This window comes from Lentimicrobiaceae bacterium (assembly GCA_028697555.1).
Classification (GTDB): Bacteria; Bacteroidota; Bacteroidia; order Bacteroidales; family UBA4417; genus UBA4417.
This window is the reverse complement of record JAQVEX010000003.1, coordinates 57,776-77,174: the sequence shown is the minus strand read 5'-3', so window position 1 is coordinate 77,174 and position 19,399 is coordinate 57,776. Positions and strand designations below refer to the sequence as shown.

General features: G+C 36.7%; 19 protein-coding genes. 12 read left to right on the top strand and 7 right to left on the bottom strand.

The annotated features are described in order from the left end of the window. The first annotated feature begins 27 nt into the window (after positions 1 to 27). Positions 28 to 630 (top strand): DUF4294 domain-containing protein, encoded by a 603-nt coding sequence (locus PHP31_01000; GenBank protein MDD3737858.1) that lies wholly within the window; start codon positions 28 to 30, stop codon positions 628 to 630. Between the two features lie 2 nt (positions 631 to 632). Here the strand turns inward: PHP31_01000 and PHP31_00995 are convergent, their stop codons facing one another. Then, positions 633 to 1,385 carry a menaquinone biosynthesis protein gene (locus PHP31_00995; protein MDD3737857.1) on the bottom strand — a complete coding sequence of 251 codons (753 nt, stop codon included), beginning with the start codon at positions 1,383 to 1,385 and terminating at the stop codon, positions 633 to 635. A gap of 572 nt (positions 1,386 to 1,957) precedes the next feature. Between PHP31_00995 and PHP31_00990 the strand changes: the two genes are divergently transcribed. The 3 genes from PHP31_00990 to PHP31_00980 are packed head-to-tail and all read left to right on the top strand — an operon-like array spanning position 1,958 to position 5,351. After that, positions 1,958 to 3,178, top strand: coding sequence for a TlpA disulfide reductase family protein (locus tag PHP31_00990; GenBank protein ID MDD3737856.1), 1,221 nt, complete (start codon positions 1,958 to 1,960; stop codon positions 3,176 to 3,178). A 5-nt stretch (positions 3,179 to 3,183) separates the two neighbouring features. Further along, positions 3,184 to 3,954 (top strand): UDP-2,3-diacylglucosamine diphosphatase, encoded by a 771-nt coding sequence (locus tag PHP31_00985; protein ID MDD3737855.1) that lies wholly within the window; start codon positions 3,184 to 3,186, stop codon positions 3,952 to 3,954. 17 nt (positions 3,955 to 3,971) lie between these two features. Further along, positions 3,972 to 5,351: a dipeptidase gene (locus tag PHP31_00980; GenBank protein MDD3737854.1), complete on the top strand. Its 1,380-nt coding sequence runs from the start codon at positions 3,972 to 3,974 to the stop codon at positions 5,349 to 5,351. 142 nt (positions 5,352 to 5,493) lie between these two features. Here the strand turns inward: PHP31_00980 and PHP31_00975 are convergent, their stop codons facing one another. Both PHP31_00975 and PHP31_00970 read right to left on the bottom strand, forming a co-directional pair. Continuing rightward, positions 5,494 to 6,585, bottom strand: coding sequence for a phosphotransferase (locus PHP31_00975; protein ID MDD3737853.1), 1,092 nt, complete (start codon positions 6,583 to 6,585; stop codon positions 5,494 to 5,496). A gap of 28 nt (positions 6,586 to 6,613) precedes the next feature. Continuing rightward, positions 6,614 to 8,023, bottom strand: coding sequence for a Gfo/Idh/MocA family oxidoreductase (locus PHP31_00970; protein ID MDD3737852.1), 1,410 nt, complete (start codon positions 8,021 to 8,023; stop codon positions 6,614 to 6,616). Between the two features lie 151 nt (positions 8,024 to 8,174). Between PHP31_00970 and PHP31_00965 the strand changes: the two genes are divergently transcribed. The 8 genes from PHP31_00965 to udk all read left to right on the top strand — a co-directional run bounded on the left by PHP31_00965 (position 8,175) and on the right by udk (position 14,946). Continuing rightward, a complete protein-coding gene (locus PHP31_00965; protein MDD3737851.1) occupies positions 8,175 to 8,981 on the top strand; it encodes an alpha/beta hydrolase in 807 nt (268 codons plus the stop codon). A gap of 12 nt (positions 8,982 to 8,993) precedes the next feature. Beyond that, positions 8,994 to 9,728, top strand: coding sequence for a DUF4230 domain-containing protein (locus tag PHP31_00960; GenBank protein MDD3737850.1), 735 nt, complete (start codon positions 8,994 to 8,996; stop codon positions 9,726 to 9,728). An 80-nt stretch (positions 9,729 to 9,808) separates the two neighbouring features. Beyond that, positions 9,809 to 10,219 (top strand): methylmalonyl-CoA epimerase, encoded by a 411-nt coding sequence (mce, locus tag PHP31_00955; GenBank protein ID MDD3737849.1) that lies wholly within the window; start codon positions 9,809 to 9,811, stop codon positions 10,217 to 10,219. 5 nt (positions 10,220 to 10,224) lie between these two features. After that, the gene (locus tag PHP31_00950) at positions 10,225 to 11,784 is read left to right on the top strand and encodes an acyl-CoA carboxylase subunit beta (protein ID MDD3737848.1); all 1,560 of its coding nucleotides are present in this window, start codon (positions 10,225 to 10,227) and stop codon (positions 11,782 to 11,784) included. Next, complete coding sequence (locus tag PHP31_00945) at positions 11,784 to 12,668, top strand: OadG family transporter subunit (GenBank protein ID MDD3737847.1); 885 nt, start codon at positions 11,784 to 11,786, stop codon at positions 12,666 to 12,668. Before PHP31_00950 ends, PHP31_00945 begins: the two co-directional genes overlap by 1 nt. Positions 12,669 to 12,702: 34 nt before the next feature. Further along, positions 12,703 to 13,131 carry a biotin/lipoyl-binding protein gene (locus tag PHP31_00940; protein ID MDD3737846.1) on the top strand — a complete coding sequence of 143 codons (429 nt, stop codon included), beginning with the start codon at positions 12,703 to 12,705 and terminating at the stop codon, positions 13,129 to 13,131. Between the two features lie 5 nt (positions 13,132 to 13,136). Continuing rightward, a complete protein-coding gene (locus PHP31_00935; protein ID MDD3737845.1) occupies positions 13,137 to 14,297 on the top strand; it encodes a sodium ion-translocating decarboxylase subunit beta in 1,161 nt (386 codons plus the stop codon). A gap of 40 nt (positions 14,298 to 14,337) precedes the next feature. After that, positions 14,338 to 14,946: a uridine kinase gene (gene udk, locus PHP31_00930; protein MDD3737844.1), complete on the top strand. Its 609-nt coding sequence runs from the start codon at positions 14,338 to 14,340 to the stop codon at positions 14,944 to 14,946. Positions 14,947 to 15,121: 175 nt separating this feature from the next. Here the strand turns inward: udk and PHP31_00925 are convergent, their stop codons facing one another. From PHP31_00925 to PHP31_00910, 4 genes are read right to left on the bottom strand one after another with little or no spacing between them, the layout of a single operon-like run. Further along, a complete protein-coding gene (locus tag PHP31_00925) occupies positions 15,122 to 15,589 on the bottom strand; it encodes a hypothetical protein (protein MDD3737843.1) in 468 nt (155 codons plus the stop codon). 31 nt (positions 15,590 to 15,620) lie between these two features. Next, positions 15,621 to 16,946, bottom strand: coding sequence for an RIP metalloprotease RseP (gene rseP, locus PHP31_00920; GenBank protein ID MDD3737842.1), 1,326 nt, complete (start codon positions 16,944 to 16,946; stop codon positions 15,621 to 15,623). 6 nt (positions 16,947 to 16,952) lie between these two features. After that, positions 16,953 to 18,137: a 1-deoxy-D-xylulose-5-phosphate reductoisomerase gene (locus PHP31_00915; GenBank protein MDD3737841.1), complete on the bottom strand. Its 1,185-nt coding sequence runs from the start codon at positions 18,135 to 18,137 to the stop codon at positions 16,953 to 16,955. Then, on the bottom strand, positions 18,137 to 19,033 hold the full coding sequence (locus PHP31_00910; GenBank protein ID MDD3737840.1) for a M23 family metallopeptidase: 897 nt from the start codon (positions 19,031 to 19,033) through the stop codon (positions 18,137 to 18,139). Before PHP31_00910 ends, PHP31_00915 begins: the two co-directional genes overlap by 1 nt. Positions 19,034 to 19,399 lie beyond the last annotated feature (366 nt).

The following is a 19,399-nucleotide window of genomic DNA, read 5'->3' as shown; positions in this document are numbered from 1 at the left end:
GAAATTGATAAAAAGAAATAAAACAAAATGAAAAAATTAGTTTTTATTTTGATAATTGTTTTAGGTTCTGTTTCCGGCTATTCGCAAGAAATACTTAATCCCCGTACGGAAAAGGGATATGAAGCTAGGTGTATAATTAGCAGCGACGGCGATACAATTCCTGTTTTATATTTCAGTGAATTTTATGTTTGGGGTAATAGAAGTTTCAAAAACTCTGATGAAGCGGTAGCATGGAACAGACTTGTGCGTAATGTTAAAAAAGCATATCCCTACGCAAAGATAGCAGGCGAAAGGTTTATAGCCTATAATGATTTTTTGTCGGGAATTGATAATAAGAGATTGCGTAAAACCTATATGAAAAAGGCTGAACAAGATATTCAAGATGAATTTGGCGATCAGCTAAAAAAACTAACCTACACACAAGGTCGTATATTGATAAAACTAATAGATAGGCAAACAACTAATTCGTCTTACGATATCGTAAAAATGTATAGAGGTGGCGGACGAGCTTTCTTTTATCAGTCGTTTGCTCGAATATTCGGATTTAACCTAAAAACTAAATACGATCCGCTAAAAGAAGATGCCGATATTGAGCGAATTGTTATGATGATTGAAAACGGTGTAATATGATTTTACAACTCTTCAGCAAACTTTAAAAATAGTTTCAATCCCTTTTTCTTATCATTATCGAAGTTGTAGCTGATATCGTTTTCAAAATATTGCTTAGCCCTTTCCCTGGTAATAATTAAATTTTTGGCATTATCGATACAATCGTCAATGCTGTTAATACCGTAACACAGAGCTGAGTTTAATTTGTCGATAATTTCTTTTTTTATTTCTTTGGCAGAAATCCACAAAGCAAAAACAAATGGAAGTGAAGTAAAATTGTACCACTGATTTGCCAAATCTAAAACGTACTTGTATTTATCAAAAACTTCAAAAGTTTTGTCGCCAATCAAGACGGCGGCTTCGTTGGGTTGCAAAGCGAAATTATCTTTATCGTAAACAAAATCTTTCCACTTGGGATTTATTTTCCAGTGATTTTTTGCTAGCACCCGACACAGCTTAACCGATGTTCGGCTATGACTATCCAAATAAATGGTTTCGATTTTATCAATCGGAGTATTGCTGACTAACAGAACTGTTTTGACGTAGTTTACAGCTCCTATGCAGTAGTCGGTGTGAATAAAATATTTTTCAAAATCGCTTAATGCACCCACCGGAACTAAACCTATATCGGCTTCGTTGTTTTTAAGAGCTTTGGCACATCCCGAAGGAGGCAACAACTGCAAGGCATAATTTTTTATGAAACCTGAATTTTCTATACCGTATATAAAGGGAAGCGTATTTGTATATGAAACGGAAACAATTTTAATATCATCCATAAAAATCAATCTTTGAGTGCAAATTTATAAATTTTACCATTAAAGTCTGATAAAATCTTAAAATAAGGAAACCGTCGGTTATATATAAATACATTTTTTGATTTTTTTTGACAGATAAATTTTCGCAAAAATCTTTAATTGTTCGGCGCTACGCACCTTGTTTATATTTATTATTACGTAGTTACAAATGGGTCGCCGTTCCACGGCTTTAGTTAAATACTTTTGAAAACAGAGATGTTGCTTTTGTAACAAAGGTGCGTTAGCACCGAACAATTTATAGCATAAATTGTACATGTTATATTAAAGGTGCGTAGCACCGAACCATCTTGGAAAATAAAAATACAAAAGACTAATAATAGGAAGCTGTAGAGATATATGTTTTTGTAATTAATATTTACCGAACAACGAAATTTTATAAACAATCGGCTAATAGCAAATTTTCCAGTTAATACAATTATTTAACAATAAGCTTCTTTCTGTTTCGTTTAAGAATAATTAAACTATTTTACAGTTGCTAAATAAAGTTATATTTAAATAGATTAATTATATTTGTACCCACAATTTTTAAGAATATGAATCGACTATACAATAAATTTTTCTTACTACTTATTTCCATGTTGTTATGCTTTGTAACAATAATTTCAGGCTGCAACAAAAAAGACAATATTACCGAAATTCGGGGCAATTTGTCCAATGCTTCAAACTCTATGGTTGTGCTTATGCAAATTATAGAGGACAATATAGTAAAAATCGATTCTACAAAAACTGATTCGGAGGGAAACTTTTATTTCAACATTTTGCACGATGCCGACAATATTTATAGGCTAAACTTTGGTAACAATCAGTTTGTGATGTTGGTTTTAAAACCTAATCAAAAGGTTGATTTTTCTGCTAATGCTGAGGATGTAGTCAATACTTGTAAAATAAGCGGTTCGCCTGATTCTGAGAATTATTTATTGTTTAACCAAACTGCTTATAATAATTATGCCGCTTTAGATTCGCTTACACACGCGTACCGCGAAATAAAGGGCACTGACGATTTTGAAACTCTAAAACCTTTAATCGATAAATCTTTCAACGAGGTGATTTTAAGCCAAAATCAAGAAGCGAGAGATTATGTTAAAAACAATATCAAGTCATTGTCTTCCTTATTGGTTGTCAACAATCGTTTTGCGAATCGTCCTATGCTCAACGTAGCAAACGATTTTGAACTGTTGAAAGCTCTTTCCGACAGTTTAATGTTGTGCTATCCTGAAAATGAGTTGGTAAAAGGTTATTCTCAACGTCTTATAGATTTTGAAAAATCGAGAAATGTTAGAGCTGAAAATGTTTTGAAATTAGGCGACAAGGTTCCTAACATAGAACTGCCGGATATGTCAGACCAAACAATGAGTTTGTACAGCATTGAAGATAAGTTGGTAATAGTTTATTTTTGGAGCATATACGATAACAACAGCCGGATGATAAATAAGCAACTTACAACCTTGCACGCCGAACTAAACAAAGAAGTTCAAATATTTTCAGTATCTTTAGATAATGATATTCAAAAATGGAAAGAAGCAATACAGCAAGATAAAGCTTATTGGATACAGACAATCGACAGCAGAGGAGTACAGTCGGAATATTTGCAAAAATATGGTGTAAGTATTGTACCGACAATGTTTTTGCTTGACTATGAGAAAAAGGTATTGGCTATAAATCCATCTCCTGCATTACTCAAAGAGCGCATTGGCACTGCCATAGGGTCTAAAGGAATGAAAGTTGAAATTGAAAACAGATATATTCAAAAGTAGCCGTAATGACTAGAAAAACGTACTTTATAAGCGATTTACATTTTGGTATTCCATCTAGGGAAGAAAGTCTTGTCCGTGAGCAGCTTTTTGTAGATTGGCTTGAGTATGTTAAAAATGATGCCGATGCAATTTACATCATGGGCGACCTTTTCGATTTTTGGTTCGAGTATAAACATGTTGTACCTAAGGGATATATCTCTATTTTCAATAAATTTATTGAGCTTGACAAACTTGGAATCAAGTTGCATCTATTCAAAGGTAATCACGATTTGTGGCTGTTTCGCTACTTGAAAGAAGAATTTAACATCGCTTTGTACAGAAAGCCAGAAATAGTTACTATATACGATAAGGTGTTCTTTTTGGCTCATGGCGATGGATTAGGTCCCGGCGACAATGGCTACAAACTTTTGAGAAGAATATTCGAGTCGAAGTTTAATCAAAAAGCTTACAGTCTTCTTCCCGCTGACCTTGCTTTCGGCATTGCCAATTATTTTTCGAGAAAAAGTCGTATCTCAAAGCAGGATAAACCCGAATATCTGAAAACACATAATCTTAAACCAGAGGATTTGCAACAGTTTAAGTATGCAAAGAAAGTTTTGGAGCAAAATCCCGAAATTGATTATTTTGTGTTCGGGCATCTGCATAAGCCACGTCAAATAAATCTTAACGATAAAACCACATTAACCTTTGTCGGCGATTGGCTTGAACATTATTCTTATGCGGTTTTCGACGGCGAAAATCTTGAACTTAAAGCATTTAATAAAAATAATTTATAACAAATAAAAACAACAATATGGAAAATTTAAAATCATTTATTAAGGAAAACCAACCACGATTTTTGGAAGAATTATTCGGTTTAATCAGAATACCTTCGATAAGCTCTGTTCCGGCTCATAAAGAGGATATGCACAAAGCCGCCGAATATTTGAAAGAACATTTGCTAAAAATTGGAGCTACCAAAGCCGAAGTTATGCCAACAGAAGGACATCCTGTTGTTTATGCCGAACGTATAATTTCCGACAATGTGCCGACAGTCCTTGTGTACGGACACTATGATGTTATGCCTGTCGACCCGATTGAACTTTGGGATTCGCCACCTTTTGAACCCGAAATCAGAGATGGAAGAATATGGGCTAGGGGAGCCAACGACGATAAAGGACAGTCGTTTATGCAACTCAAGGCATTTGAATATATGGTTAGCAGCGGACAAATGAGGGTTAACGTCAAGTTTTTGCTTGAAGGTGAAGAAGAAATGGGCTCGCCGTCTCTTGCAAAGTGGTTGCCCGAAAATAAAGACCTACTAAAAGCCGATATTATGCTTGTTTCGGATACGTCGATGTTAGGATTGGACAAACCAAGCATTACAACCGGACTTAGAGGTTTAGCTTATATGGAAATTGAAGTTACAGGTCCAAGCCACGACTTACACTCAGGATTATACGGCGGTGCTGTTGCAAATCCGGCTAATGTGCTTGCCGATATTATTGCTTCTTTGCACGATGAAAACCATAAAATTAACATTCCGGGTTTCTACGACGATGTTCTTATAGTTTCTGAAGAAGAGCGTGAACTAATGGCTCGTGCTCCTTTTGATATCAACCAATACAAAGAAAACATCAAAATAAAAGAAACATTGTGCGAAAAAGGCTATTCGGTAAACGAATGCACAGGAATACGTCCTGCACTTGATGTTAATGGTATTTGGAGCGGGTATATAGGCGAAGGTTCTAAAACGGTTCTGCCTTCAAAAGCATTTGCTAAGGTTAGTATGCGATTAGTTCCTAATCAAGACCCTAAGAAAATAGCGAAACTATTTATCGACCATATAGAAAAGATTGCACCTAATTACGTTACGGTTAAGGTGTCGGAGCATCACGGAGGATTCCCATACGTTTCGCCAATCGATTCTGTTGGATACCAAGCTGCAGCAAAAGCATATGAAACAACATTCGGTAAAACGCCAAACCCAACACGTAGCGGTGGCAGTATTCCAATTATTTCTACTTTTGAACAAGTATTGGGAGTTAAATCACTTTTGATGGGCTTTGGCTTAGATACCGATGCATTACACTCGCCTAACGAAAACTTCCAGCTTGCATGCTTCGATAAAGGTATTGAAACAATTGCTTGGTTCTACAAGTATTATGCTGATGCTCACGATATTGTAGCGTAGTGGTTATAAAGCGTTATTAGTTGTGTGTTGCGTGTGAGTTTCGAGTTTCGAGTTTTGAGTCTGGAGTTTTGACACTCAGAACTCGTAACTCGTAACTCATAACTCATAACTCAGAACTAACCCCAACCCCGACCACCAACCACTAATCACTGATTGCTTTGTAAACAATGTCAAGCAACCTATTTCTATTCAACTCCAACGTTTTAAGCAATTTGAGTTGGGCTTTAGTTCTGACCAAATTATGCTCGGGATATGATATTTTGTAGTATTTATCGCCGTCTATGTAATCGACCAAAAAGCGTAAAGTTTGTTCATATACTATGTAAATAGCCGAATTTAACAGGTTTTCTATTTCGGTGTTGTTTAAAAATAGTTTTCCGTATTTAAGGTAGCCTTCGGTGTACGATTTAAAAATATCGAAATCTACGTTTACGGCGTCGGTGTTGGGCTCATCTTCGGCAGCAGTGTTAACGTACGAACGAATAGCATCTCCGTAATCGAACAGAACCGACAATCGCATAACAGTATCCAAATCAATAAGAGCAACAACATTGTCCTGACTATCGAATAAAAAATTGCTAATTTTCGTATCGTTGTGCGAAACGCGTTTGGGAATACTATTGTCGTCGAAATGCTTTCTAATATTTAAAATATCATTTCTGCGACTTTCAATTTCAAACACCAAGTCCTTAACCGATTCAATGCGATTAGCAAAGTTGTTACTGATGCATTCGTTCCATTGCTCAAAGCGGAAAGCCATGTCGTGAAATCCGGGTAAAACTTCCGCCAAAGGTTTTGTGTAATCACTGAGCATATATTGCCACTCGCCGGTTGCTACACCTGCGTTGTAAGCTATTTTTAAATTGCTGACTTCGTTGTGTGTTATTGTATCATCTATAAACAAAAACAAAGACCAATACTCGCCATTGTCGTCAATGTAGTAGGGCAGTTCGTCTTTTGTTTTGAACAAGGTAATAGTGCCTTTTTCGGGGTCTTTATTCTGACTAACAAGTTTGCTTTTTATATGTTCGGTAACACCGAGAATATTGTTCATCATGCCTTTTATATCGCTAAAAACGTAAGAGTTTTTGCGTTGCAAGATGTAATTTCGTTTTTCGCCGTTCAGAAAAAACGTATCGTTAATAAAACCTGCAGCATTGTCTTTAATATTGGTAATACTATCTTGAATGTAGAATTTTTCTGCAATAGATTTCAGTGTTTGTTTGTCGTACATATCTATTAAAAAGAAAATTAATTGTTGATTAATGATGTTGTTTGTATCCTTTCAGCTTGTTCCATGCACCCCTTGTAAAATCAGGGATTGCAACGGGAACACTATAATTTCTTGCCGATATTTCCGACAGCTCGACTATGCACGACCACTCAGCAGCGTCGTAAACGTCTTGGTCTAAAGGAAGACCTTTGTTTAAGCAATAAATCAAACGATAGTCCATAATAAAATCCATACCGCCGTGTCCACCAACTTCTTTGGCTTTGTTGCCGATTTCGCTTACAAAAGGATGTTCCCACTTTTCAAGCAAAGCATTCATTGTAGAGTCGTTAAGTCTTTTATGAGCATTTGGCTCAAGAGCAATTTGCTTTATAGGATATTTTTGAGCAAAACCCTTAGTGCCGCTTATGGTATGCAGTCGGTTATATGGGCGCGGACTAGTTATATCATGCTGTATAAGAATGGTTTTGCCTTTATTTGTGTAAATGATGGTGTTATTCATATCTCCAAGCTCATAGTGGCGTTTGGCTTCCGCCGAATTCTCGCCGTATTTTTCGGTAGTATATTCGGTTATGCCTTTTTGTTTTGTTGACATTGAAACCAAGTATTCCATTTTGTCGCCACGGTGAATGTCAAGAATCTGACAAACAGGACCTAATCCATGAGTAGGGTAGGGATTTCCCGTATGTACCGCATTATGATTAATACGCCATTTGCCTTGATAACCGCCATCTTTTTCGGGCAAAAACTGCAAATCTCTAAGGTCGTGAATGTAAGCACCTTCTACGTGCATAATTTCGCCAAACACACCGTTTTGAGCCATGTTCAGTGTAGCAAGCTCAAAAAAGTCGTAGCAGCAGTTTTCTAACATAATACAATGTTTGCGAGTTTTTTCCGCCATATCTACCAATTGCCAACATCCTTCAACAGTCATTGCAGCAGGGACTTCCAAAGCAACGTGCTTTCCCTTTTCCATCGCATACAAAGCCATTTCAACGTGGCTATCCCAAGGAGTACAAATGTACACCAAATCAACGTCGTTTCGTTCGCATACTTCACGCCAGCCATATTGTCCGCTGTACCCGTAAACTTTATTGTCTCTCACTTTATGCCAAAGTTCTTCCGATTGTTCAACTCTCTCGGGATACAAATCACATAAAGCAACAATTTCGGCACCTTCAATATATCTAAATCTATCAACTGCCATATATCCACGCATACCTAAACCTATTATTCCAACCCTTACAAGCGGAATAGGTTCACAAGCCAGACCCAACACGTCTGTTACACCTTCGGGTCTGTCGGGTACTGGCAACTCAATGGGTTTTATGTCTATTTTTTGATAATCGTAACTGTTTACCGTTTGGCACTTAATATTCCCTGTTTGGAACATTATTAAAGCCGTAAAACCGATTAATAAAATGTTTCTAAATATTTTCACAATGTTTGAGGTTTAAATTGTTTGAGGTAACAAAGGTAAGTTATTTTTATAAATTTATTTGCTAATTATTAATTAAATTATATCTAAAAATTAGAAACAAAATATTACATTTGCCGACAAATATTTCGAATGGAAATATAACGTCTTTTATATGACCAAAACAATAACATATAAAGAAAAAACAATATCCTACAACGTTGAAGGTACTGGCAATTGCATTATATTGCTTCACGGTTTTATGGGGACAAAAAAAATATGGAACGATTTTATATCAAAACTGAAATCCGATTTTTTGGTGATAGCTCCCGATTTGCCGGGTCATGGCGAAAGCCAATTGGTTGACACTATAAGTAGCATGGAACTTATTGCTGATATTGTAAAGCAAATTGTCGAAGCAGAAAATGTTAAACAATTTGTTATTTGCGGACATTCAATGGGCGGATACGCAGCTTTGCAAGTAGCAAAACAAATGCCCGAAGCTGTTATCGGATTGGTGTTATTTCATTCGTCGGCAACGTCAGATACCGAAAGACAAACAGAAAACAGAAGGAGGATGATAAATATTGTTGAGGCAAACCGAGAAGGATTCATCTTAGACTTCATTCCCAACTTGTTCGATAAAAAGCATGTAGATAAATACACCGAGCAAATTAATTCGGCAAAGCAAGAAGCCTTAAAAATGAGTAAAGAGGCTGTTATAGCTTCTATAGCGGGAATACGCGATAGAAAAGACAGCTTGGATTTATTATTGCTTGCCGAAATGCCTATTTTATTTATTATTGGTAAACAAGACGCCAGAATGTCGTACGACAGACTGTTTGCTCAGGCAATACTTCCTTCGCATAGCGAAATACTTTTGTTGGAAGATGTCGGACATATGGGATACATCGAGGCTCCCGAAGTAACTTTTAAAGCAATTAAACATTTTGCACTTAGGTGCTGCAATAATTTCATATAATTTTTTACGGCTATGAAAGCAAAAAATGAAAAATCAAGGGTAACATTATTAACAATGGTTCTTATTTTGTTAGCTCTAAACATACTTGCAACCATAATATTACCAAGTATTACAAAAATTAGTTTATGGAGATTGATTGAAATTCTTGCAGTTAACCTTGCTTTAGTTGGAATTTTGTTTTACTTCGCTTACAAGAGAGGTAAAAAATCTGCAGAAATAGCTACGGTAAAAATTGATACTAATACAGTGGTTGAGGGCATGAAAAAGGTGTTTAAAATTGTTACTACCGAGGGACAACTACAAGAAATATTCAATTACGAGGAAAACAAAATGTATTTCAAAATTATTCCAAATGTAAAAAGAGCTTTGGTTGTAGTTAAGGCTAAGGTATTGATAGGCTACGATTTTGAAAAATTTGTCTGGAAAGCTAGCGAGCCACAAAGAAAGATTACGATTATATCCTTTCCCGAACCCGAAATAATTTCATTAGAAACCGATTACAAATATTACAATATCGAAAACAATATATTTAATCCAATAAAGCCCGAAGATATAAACAAAATACAGTACGAAGGCAAAAAGCAATTAGAAAATGCGGTCAATCAGAGTGGACTTAAAGAATATGCTGCATCGCAAATGCAAACCATATTAACCGAAATAATGACAGCATATTCATGGAGGATTGAAAATACCGAAAGAATTCAGATAGTACCCAAGCAGGTTGATTGTGAGAAACGTATGCTTTGATAATAATCTTTTTTCAAATTTGCTATTATTTAAACAAAAAAGATATAACTTTGCCACAAACAAAATTAACAAATTTTATTATGAACATCAAACATATTGAACATATTGGTATTGCAGTAAAAAGTATAGAAGAAAGCTTACCATATTGGGAAGGCGTTTTAGGCTTAAAATGCTACGCCATCGAAGAAGTAGCCGATCAAAAAGTTAAGACGGCTTTTTTTAAAGTCGGACAAACGAAAATTGAGCTTTTAGAAAGCACCGACCCCGAAGGGCCTGTAGGTAAATTTTTAGCCAATAAGGGCGAAGGCGTTCATCACATTGCTTTTGCAGTCGATAATATTGAAGGAGCCTTGTCGGAAGCCAAAGAAAAAGGCGTCAGACTAATTGACGAAGTCCCACGAAAAGGAGCCGAAGGCTTAAGCATAGGATTCTTGCATCCTAAATTTACCCACGGAGTACTCACAGAATTTTGCGAAGATAAGAATAAATAATTGTTATGGCTATTGAAGATAAAATGAAAAATTTAATCGCCAAGCGTGAAAAAGCAATGCTTGGTGGTGGCGAAAAAAGAATCGAAAAACAACACGCCAAAGGAAAATTTACAGCACGCGAACGTATTAATATTCTCTTAGACGAAGGTAGCTTCGAAGAATTTGATATGTTTGTAACCCACCGCTGTAGAGATTTTGGTATTGAAAACGAAAAATACCTAACCGACGGAGTTATTACAGGCTACGGCACTATCGACGGTCGTTTGGTTTACGTGTTTTCTCAAGACTTTACCATTTTCGGAGGTTCCCTTAGCGAGATGTACGCCAAAAAAATATGCAAAGTAATGGATCACGCCATGCGTTCGGGTGCTCCTGTTATTGGCATCAACGATTCGGGTGGTGCACGTATCCAAGAAGGAGTACAGAGTTTGGCAGGCTACGCCGAGATATTCCAGCGTAATATTTTGGCAAGTGGAGTTATTCCCCAAATATCGGCTATTTTTGGACCTTGCGCAGGTGGAGCGGTTTATAGTCCGGCTCTTACCGACTACATCATCATGTCAAAATCAAACAGCTACATGTTTGTTACCGGACCTAAAGTTGTTAAAACCGTTACAGGCGAGGTAGTTGATGAGAACGAACTTGGCGGTGCTATGGTGCACGGTAGTAAGTCGGGTGTAAGCCACTTTATTGCCGACGACGAAGAAGAAGGCTTAATGCTGATTAGAAAAATACTTAGCTATTTGCCTCAAAACAACTTGGAAGACCCGCCAATTATTCCATGTACCGACCCAATAGACAGATTAGACGATAGTTTAAACTATATAATACCCGAAAATCCTAACAAGCCTTACGATGTATTAGATGTAATTCATGCTATAGTTGATGAGCAAGAATTTTTAGAAGTAGCTCGTCATTATGCACCTAATATTATTACCGGTTATGCACGTTTCAACGGTATGCCCGTTGGTATTGTTGCAAACCAACCAAGCTATTTGGCTGGTGTTTTAGATATTAACGCTTCGCGTAAGGCAGCCCGATTTGTACGCTTTTGCGACGCCTTTAATATACCACTGCTTACCTTGGTAGATGTGCCTGGATTCTTACCCGGAACAGCACAAGAATACGGTGGAATTATTATTCACGGAGCAAAACTCTTGTATGCGTACGGCGAAGCCACAGTTCCTAAGGTTACTGTTATTTTGCGTAAGGCATACGGAGGCGCATATTGTGTTATGAGTTCGCAACATTTAAGAGGCGATATCAACTACGCGTGGCCCACCGCTGAAATTGCCGTTATGGGACCTAAAGGCGCTATAGAAATTTTGTATAACAAAAATATTAGGGAATTAGAAACTGAGGAAGAAAGAGAGAAAATGACAGCACAATACGAAGAGGAATACAAAGATAAATTTGCAAATCCTTACGACGCTGCCAGCTATGGTTATATCGAAGACGTTATAGAGCCACGTAACACACGTTTTAGAGTTATCAGAGCTTTCCAAGCATTAGCCACAAAAAAAGTTATAAATCCTCCTAAAAAACATTCAAATCTACCGTTGTAATGAATAGAAGTATTTTAAAATCTGTATTTGTAACTATTTTGTTAACTTTTGCCTTTGTTGCTAATGCGCAGGTTGTCAAAGAGTTATTTATAAACGAGATATTAGTTCACAACGAAACTAATTATATTGATGATTACGGCGAGCGTGTTGGTTGGATAGAAATATTTAATGCTGATTATAACTATGTTGATATGGGCGGAATGTATCTAACTAACGATTCTACAAATCCTACTAAGTACTGGATACCTCCAGGCGACCCCAGAACCTTAATTCCACCGCGAAATTTCGTTGTTTTCTATGCCGATGCTAAGGAAACACATGGAATTTTGCACCTTAATTTTACGCTCACCGAAACCAATTACATTGCTTTGTACGATGTCAACGGTAGAACCAAAGTAGATGAAATTATTTTTGGCGAACAAATCCCAGATGTTACATATGGTAGATTACTTGACGGTGGAGCAGAATTTGGTATGTTAGAAAAAACAACACCTAAAGCCAGCAACTTTGTGGGAAAAGTTATTACCAAGAATGAAATGTTCTTAAAAATGGATCCTTATGGAGTAGGGATGGCTATTGTTGCAATGAGCGTTGTTTTTATATCTCTTATCCTATTGTACCTTCTATTTAAAAACACTAAAAGATTGTACTCAATAGATATAAAAGGACTTTTTAAATCGAAGAAAAATAAGCCGGAAGTACAACCTACTGTTGTTCCCGACATATCAGGTGAGGTTACGGCAGCTATTTCAATGGCGTTACACTTGCACTCAAGTTCTATACACGACAATGAGAACACTATTTTAACAATTAAAAAAGTAACAAGAACGTATTCGCCTTGGAGTTCAAAAATATATGGATTAACTAAAAATCCGAGAGAATAATTATAGGCTTAAATAAATAGAAATAATAACATAAATGAAAAAATTCAAATTTACTATAAACGGCAATATTTACGATGCTGAAATTTTAAAAATTGAAGACAATATTGCTAAGATAGAAGTAAACGGTACTAAGTATAAAGTCGAAATTGACCGTCAGTTAACACCAACCAAAACCCCAAAACTTGTCAGAAGTCCTAAACCTACAAGTGGGATTACTCCGGTGGCAGAAACATCTACAACGACTGCCGAAACCAAACTTAAATCTCCCTTGCCAGGCGTTATACTTGATATTTTTGTAAGCGAAGGTAGCGTTGTTAAGAAGGGCGACCGACTTATTTTGTTAGAAGCTATGAAAATGGAAAATAACATAGATTCACCGTCAGACGGAACAATTAAAAAGGTCTTCTTCAAAAAAGGAGATTCGGTTATGGAAGGTGATGTATTAGTTGAAATAGGAGGCTAGTAGATATGGAAGATGTAAGTTTTATAAGTTTTATCCTAAATAATTTACGAGAGTTTTTAAATTTCACGGCTTTTGCCAATATGACTTCGGGGCATATCATTATGATTTGTTTCGGACTGTTTTTTTTATATTTAGGAATAATAAAAGAGTTTGAGCCACTTCTACTAGTACCTATAGGTTTCGGTATTTTGATTGGTAATATTGCTTTTGTGCCGGGCTTACAACTTGGGATTTACGAGTCGGGTAGCGTGCTAAATTATTTATATTTTGGTGTTATTAAAGGGGTTTATCCTCCTCTGATATTTTTGGGTATAGGAGCCATGACAGATTTTTCGGCACTTATATCTAACCCAAAACTAATGCTAATCGGAGCAGCTGCTCAGTTTGGTATTTTTGGAGCTTACACAGCTGCTTTAATGTTAGGTTTTTCGCCTGCCGAAGCAGGTGCTATAGGTATTATAGGCGGAGCCGACGGACCTACAGCTATATTTCTTTCATCTAAATTAGCTCCCGACTTAATGGGTGCTATTGCAATATCGGCGTATTCGTACATGGCACTTGTACCGGTTTTTCAACCTCCTATCATGCGTGCTTTCACTACCAAAAAAGAAAGACTTATACGTATGAAACCACCAAGGAGTGTTTCTAAAATTGAAAAAATCATGTTCCCAATTATGGGGCTTTTGCTTACTACTTTTATAGTTCCGTCAGGGTTACCTCTGTTAGGAATGTTGTTCTTTGGTAACCTATTAAAAGAAAGCACGGTTACCAAACGTTTAGCCGATACCGCAAAAGGACCTATTGTCGATATTGTTACTATATTATTAGGATTAACAGTTGGAGCTTCAACTCAAGCTACAACTTTTTTAAGTCCAAAATCACTTGGTATTTTTATAATAGGCGCAATCTCATTCATTTTGGCTACTTCTGCAGGTGTATTATTTGTTAAAATCTTTAACTTATTCCTGAAAGAAGGAAATAAAATTAATCCTCTTATTGGTAACTCTGGAGTTTCTGCTGTTCCCGATAGTGCCAGAATATCGCAAGTTATTGGTCAGGAGTACGATAAAAGCAATCACTTGCTAATGCACGCTATGGGACCTAATGTTGCAGGAGTTATTGGTAGTGCAGTTGCTGCCGGTGTACTTTTGAGCTTTTTAGGATAAAATTGTAAATTGTCTTAATAACTATTATAAATATACGATTATGTTTATTATTGGTGTTGCCGGTGGCTCAGGTAGTGGTAAAACTACGGTGGTTAGAAAAATTGTAAAACAACTACCAACCGATTCTATTTCAACAATATCGTTAGATTCTTACTATAAAGATAGTTCGCATCTGACGGCTCAGGAAAAACTGAACGTAAATTTCGACCACCCCGATTCTTTTGAATGGTCATTGTTGATAGAGCACGTAAAACAGTTGCGCAACGGAAAGGCAATTGAAATGCCTACATATTCATATATTACCTCTTCGCGTTTAACCGAAACAATAACAGTTTTGCCCAGCGATATAATTATTATAGAAGGCATAATGGTTTTTACAAATAGAAAATTGGTAGATTTGTTAGACCTAAAAGTCTTTGTTGATGCCGAAAGCGACGATAGACTCGCCAGAATTATCGGACGTGACACTGTTGAAAGAGGACGCTCTGTAGAGCAAGTCTTAGAACACTACTATAAATGGGTAAAACCTATGCATTTGCAGTTTATAGAGCCATGCAAGCGTCTGGCAGATATTATCGTCCCGCAAGGCGGCGAAAACGACAACGCAATAGATTTGATTGTTTCAGGCATTTTGATGAAGCTACAGTAGGTGGTGGTTGGTACGGGTTGCGGGTTGCGGGTTTCGAGGTGCGTGGCAATTTTCAATTAACAATTATCAATTAATAATTAACCCCGAAGTTTCGGTGTTCATTGCTCATTGCTCATTGCTCATTGCTCATTGCCAACAGCTAAAGGCTAAGAGCTAACAGCTAACAGCCAAGCAATCAATACTTCATAATATTTTTACTGTTCGGGGCACTGCTATAAGGTTGTGCAATACCAATGCTATCAACTATGAATTTGGAATTACCTCTCCAGGGTAATACGCCTTTGTATTCTTTGTATCTTACAACAACGTGTTCGCCTTGTAGCTTGTTAACTTCACTTGCTACGCTGTCGTTTACAACCGAAAACATAAACTTTTCGTAGTTAGGGTTCAGGCTGTTCAATTCCCTAATACTAATCAGGTTCATTTCGCCTTCGTAGGTTTTAAATAAAGTTCCTTTGTTTGAAAACTTTTGCAATATTCCTGTGCGATTTCCTTTGCTGTAAACGAAAAAATATTTCCAATATGTATAGCCGGCGCCTATCAGGACAAGAAAAATAAGTACGAAAACAAAAAAACGCTTTACTTTTCTTCCTAACTTGCTTTTATTTTTTTCTTTTTTTGGGACATCAAGTTTGTTTTCCATATATGATTATTATTTCAGAGATTTCAAATTATTATTTTCCCGACAAAAGTTGCACTATATCGTTGCCGTTGGCAAAAATGATTAATGCAAACAGAATTATCATACCCACAACTTGAGCGTTAATTAAAAATCTGTCGCCGGGTCTTCTTCCGGTAACGATTTCAAACAAAGCAAACAAGGCGTGCCCTCCGTCTAATCCGGGGATTGGTAGTATATTTAAAATTGCAAGAACAACCGATAAAAATGCTGTAAGACTCCAAAATGCACGCCAATTCCAAGTGTCGGGAAAGATTTTTCCAATGGTAATAAAGCCACCAACCGATTCGTAAGCCTTAACTTCGGGCGAGAAAATCAGTTTAAGCTGTTTGAAGTAATCATTAACAACAGTGAAGGTCTTTTTAGTTCCTGCCGGTATTGCTTCTATCAAGCTGTAATCTTTATTTGTAATATTAAAAATAGACAACGGCGATTGTACAGCAGCACCAATCATACCTTCATCGCTAATATTAACCATAAGGGTTAGCGTGTCGCTGTCTCTTACAAGGGTTATAGGCGTTGTAGCCGACTTGTAATTTTTAACTTCTTCTCTAAATTCATCAAAATAAACAGGCTTGCCGTCAATTGATATGATTTTATCGCCAACCTGCATTCCGGCATCTCTTGCAGCCGAAACTTCGGTAAAACCGCCAATTATAAAAGGTATTCTCGGAGTTATAAAACTCCCCGATTTTGATTTTATTATTTTCGAAATATATCCGTCGGGGATAACTATATTTTCATTTTTACCATCGCGTTCTACCTGTATAGTTTCGGCATTTTCGAGAATTATTGCGGCAGGTATTTCGTAAAAATCTTCGTAAATGATATTGTCAACAGAAATAATTTTATCGCCGTTGCGTAAGCCCATTTCGTATCCTATTGAATCGACGGAAATGCCGTATTTAACTTCGCTGTTATGAAGGTATTGTTCGCCCCAAACCCACATAGCTACAATGTAAATTACTATTGCTAAGATTATGTTCATAATAACTCCTGCAACCATAATTATAAACCGTTGCCAAGCAGGTTTTGTTCTAAACTCATAGCTTTTGGGTTCGCTCTTCATTTGGTCTGTGTCTAACGATTCGTCAATCATTCCCGACAGTTTTACATATCCGCCCAAAGGCAACCAGCCAATACCGTATTCGGTTTCCCCAACTAGTCTCTTGAAAGGTGTAAACCAAGGGTTAAAAAAGATGTAAAACTTTTCAACTCTAACTTTAAAAATTTTTGCAGCTATAAAGTGACCAAATTCGTGAACTAGTACTAAAATTGATAAACTGAGTAATAATTGAGCTATTTTTATTAAAACTACCATATATAGTTATCTGTTTTTGTTGTTAATAATCGCTTTGGCTATTTCTGTGGCTTCGGCATGAGTTGTTTTTAAGTCGTCCAAATCAGGACTTTCAATGAAATAGCACTTTTGCATGGTTTTTTCTATTACTTTGGGTATATCGGTAAATTTTATTTGCGAATTTAAAAATGCTTCAACAGCGACTTCGTCGGCGGCGTTGAGTGCACATGTTGTATTTCCTCCTTTTTCTATTGCAGAATATGCTAAAGATAAGCAAGGGAATGTGTTTAAATCAGGCTTTTCAAAATGAAATGTTGTGTGATTTGCAAAATCGTAGGTTTTGTAAAAAGCTTTTATTCTGTCGGGGTACGAAAATGCGTATTGAATAGGCAAACGCATATCTGGAGCCCCCAACTGTGCTTTTATAGAGCCGTCTTCAAATTGCACCATAGAGTGAATTATACTTTCGGGGTGAACGACAACTTCTATTTTGCTTATCTCAACACCAAAAAGCCACTTGGCTTCAATCACTTCTAAGCCTTTATTCATAAGCGTTGCAGAGTCGATAGTAACCTTTTTGCCCATAACCCAATTGGGGTGAGCCAAAGCCTCTTGCACACTCACATTTCCCAAATAATTAAGGTCTTTACCTCTGAACGGTCCTCCCGAAGCTGTAAGTATAATTTTTTCTATTGGATTATTGTATTCTCCGGATAGACATTGGAATATCGCTGAGTGTTCGGAGTCAACAGGAATAATATTGCTTTTGGAGTTAGCAATGGCTTTGTAAATCAGGCTACCGGCAACTACCAACGATTCTTTATTAGCTAAGGCAATGGTTTTATTATTTTCAACTGACTTTAAAGTAGGTTCAACACCTGACCAACCAACCAATGCTACCAAAACAATATCAATCGTTTCCATTTCAACAACTTGACATATTGCTTCATTTCCGCAATATACTTTTATGCCGTGGTCAAACAAAGCATCCGAAACTTCTTTGTACTTGCTTTTATCGGCAATTACAACAACATTGGGCTTGAATTTGATAGCTTGTTTTATTAGCAATTCGGCATTGGTATTGGCAGTAAGCACTTCAACTTCAAATAAATCTTTGTGAAACTCAATAACCTCAAGAGCTTGTGTGCCTATCGAACCTGTTGACCCTAAAATTGCTATGTGTTTTTTTGCCACTTCGTTGTTTGTATTGATTAAAATAAAATATAATCTTGGGGATTTACCGGAATTCTGTCTATCCACAATTCAAAATGTAAATGCGGACCGCTGGAAAAATCTCCGCTATTTCCAATAATGGCGATTGCTTCTCCGGCAATAACCTTTTCACCTGTTTTTTTAAGCAAAACGGAATTGTGTTTATATACTGATGTAATACTTCCGCTATGTTGAATTATTATAACGTAGCCTGTTTCTATAGTCCAATCGGAAAACATGACAGTGCCGTCTTGCACGCTTCTCACTGCTTCATCTGTTTCGGCAACCAAATCAATTCCGTAATGACCTATTGCGGGGTTAAATTTCGACGAAATTATACCGTTTATCGGTGGATAAAAGTTGTAGATTTTTGCTTCCGTAATAAGGTTTTGTTCTTTCTGCTCTTCCGAGCTAAAGTAGTTCAAGTTGATGTAGGCTTCGTATTCTTTTCGTAGCAATGAATCCTTTGCCGAAGTATTGTCGGCAACCACCGTAACACCCTTATTTTCGCTGCTGTCGGTGGCAGGTTCGGGAACTTCTACCGGAATATTGTCGCTCAAAACGTTTTTTATGTTTTGTAAGTACAACTCATACGAGTATAGTTTCTTTTCAATAGAGTCGGCTTTAATTTCGGCTTCATAAACACGATGTTGAAGTGTAGGATTGGTGTATCCGGGTATGTACATTTTTAAAGGAGTAAAAGCTATAATGTACGCCGTAAGCAATACAAGCAATATCGATAAAATGCTTATTATAATAAACACATTTGAACGCGACAACTTAAACGATAGCTTTTGTTGTAAAGTGTCTTCATTTAAGATGATAAAACGAAACCTGTCTTTTAGGCGTTGTTTTAAATATGAACGTATTTTTTGTCCTCCTGTGTTTTGTTTCATCTCTTATCATATAAATATATGCTCTGCAAAAGTAATTAATATGACTTATTATTTAAAATAAAATTTGTTTTTAACAGAAATTAACCGTGATAGCAGCTTTTAGCCTTTAGCTGTTAGCTGTTGGCGGGTTCGGGTTGCGGGTTGCGTGTTGCGTGTTGCGTGTTGCGGGTTACGTGTTGCGTGTTACGTGGTAATTTTTAATTAGCAATTAACAATTAGTAATTAGTCCCGAAGTTTCGGGGTTCATTGTTCATTGATAATTGATAATTGATAATTGATAATTGATAATTGATATAAGCCACCACTCACCACCCATCACTCACCACCCATCACTCACCACCCATCACTCACCACCCATCACTCACC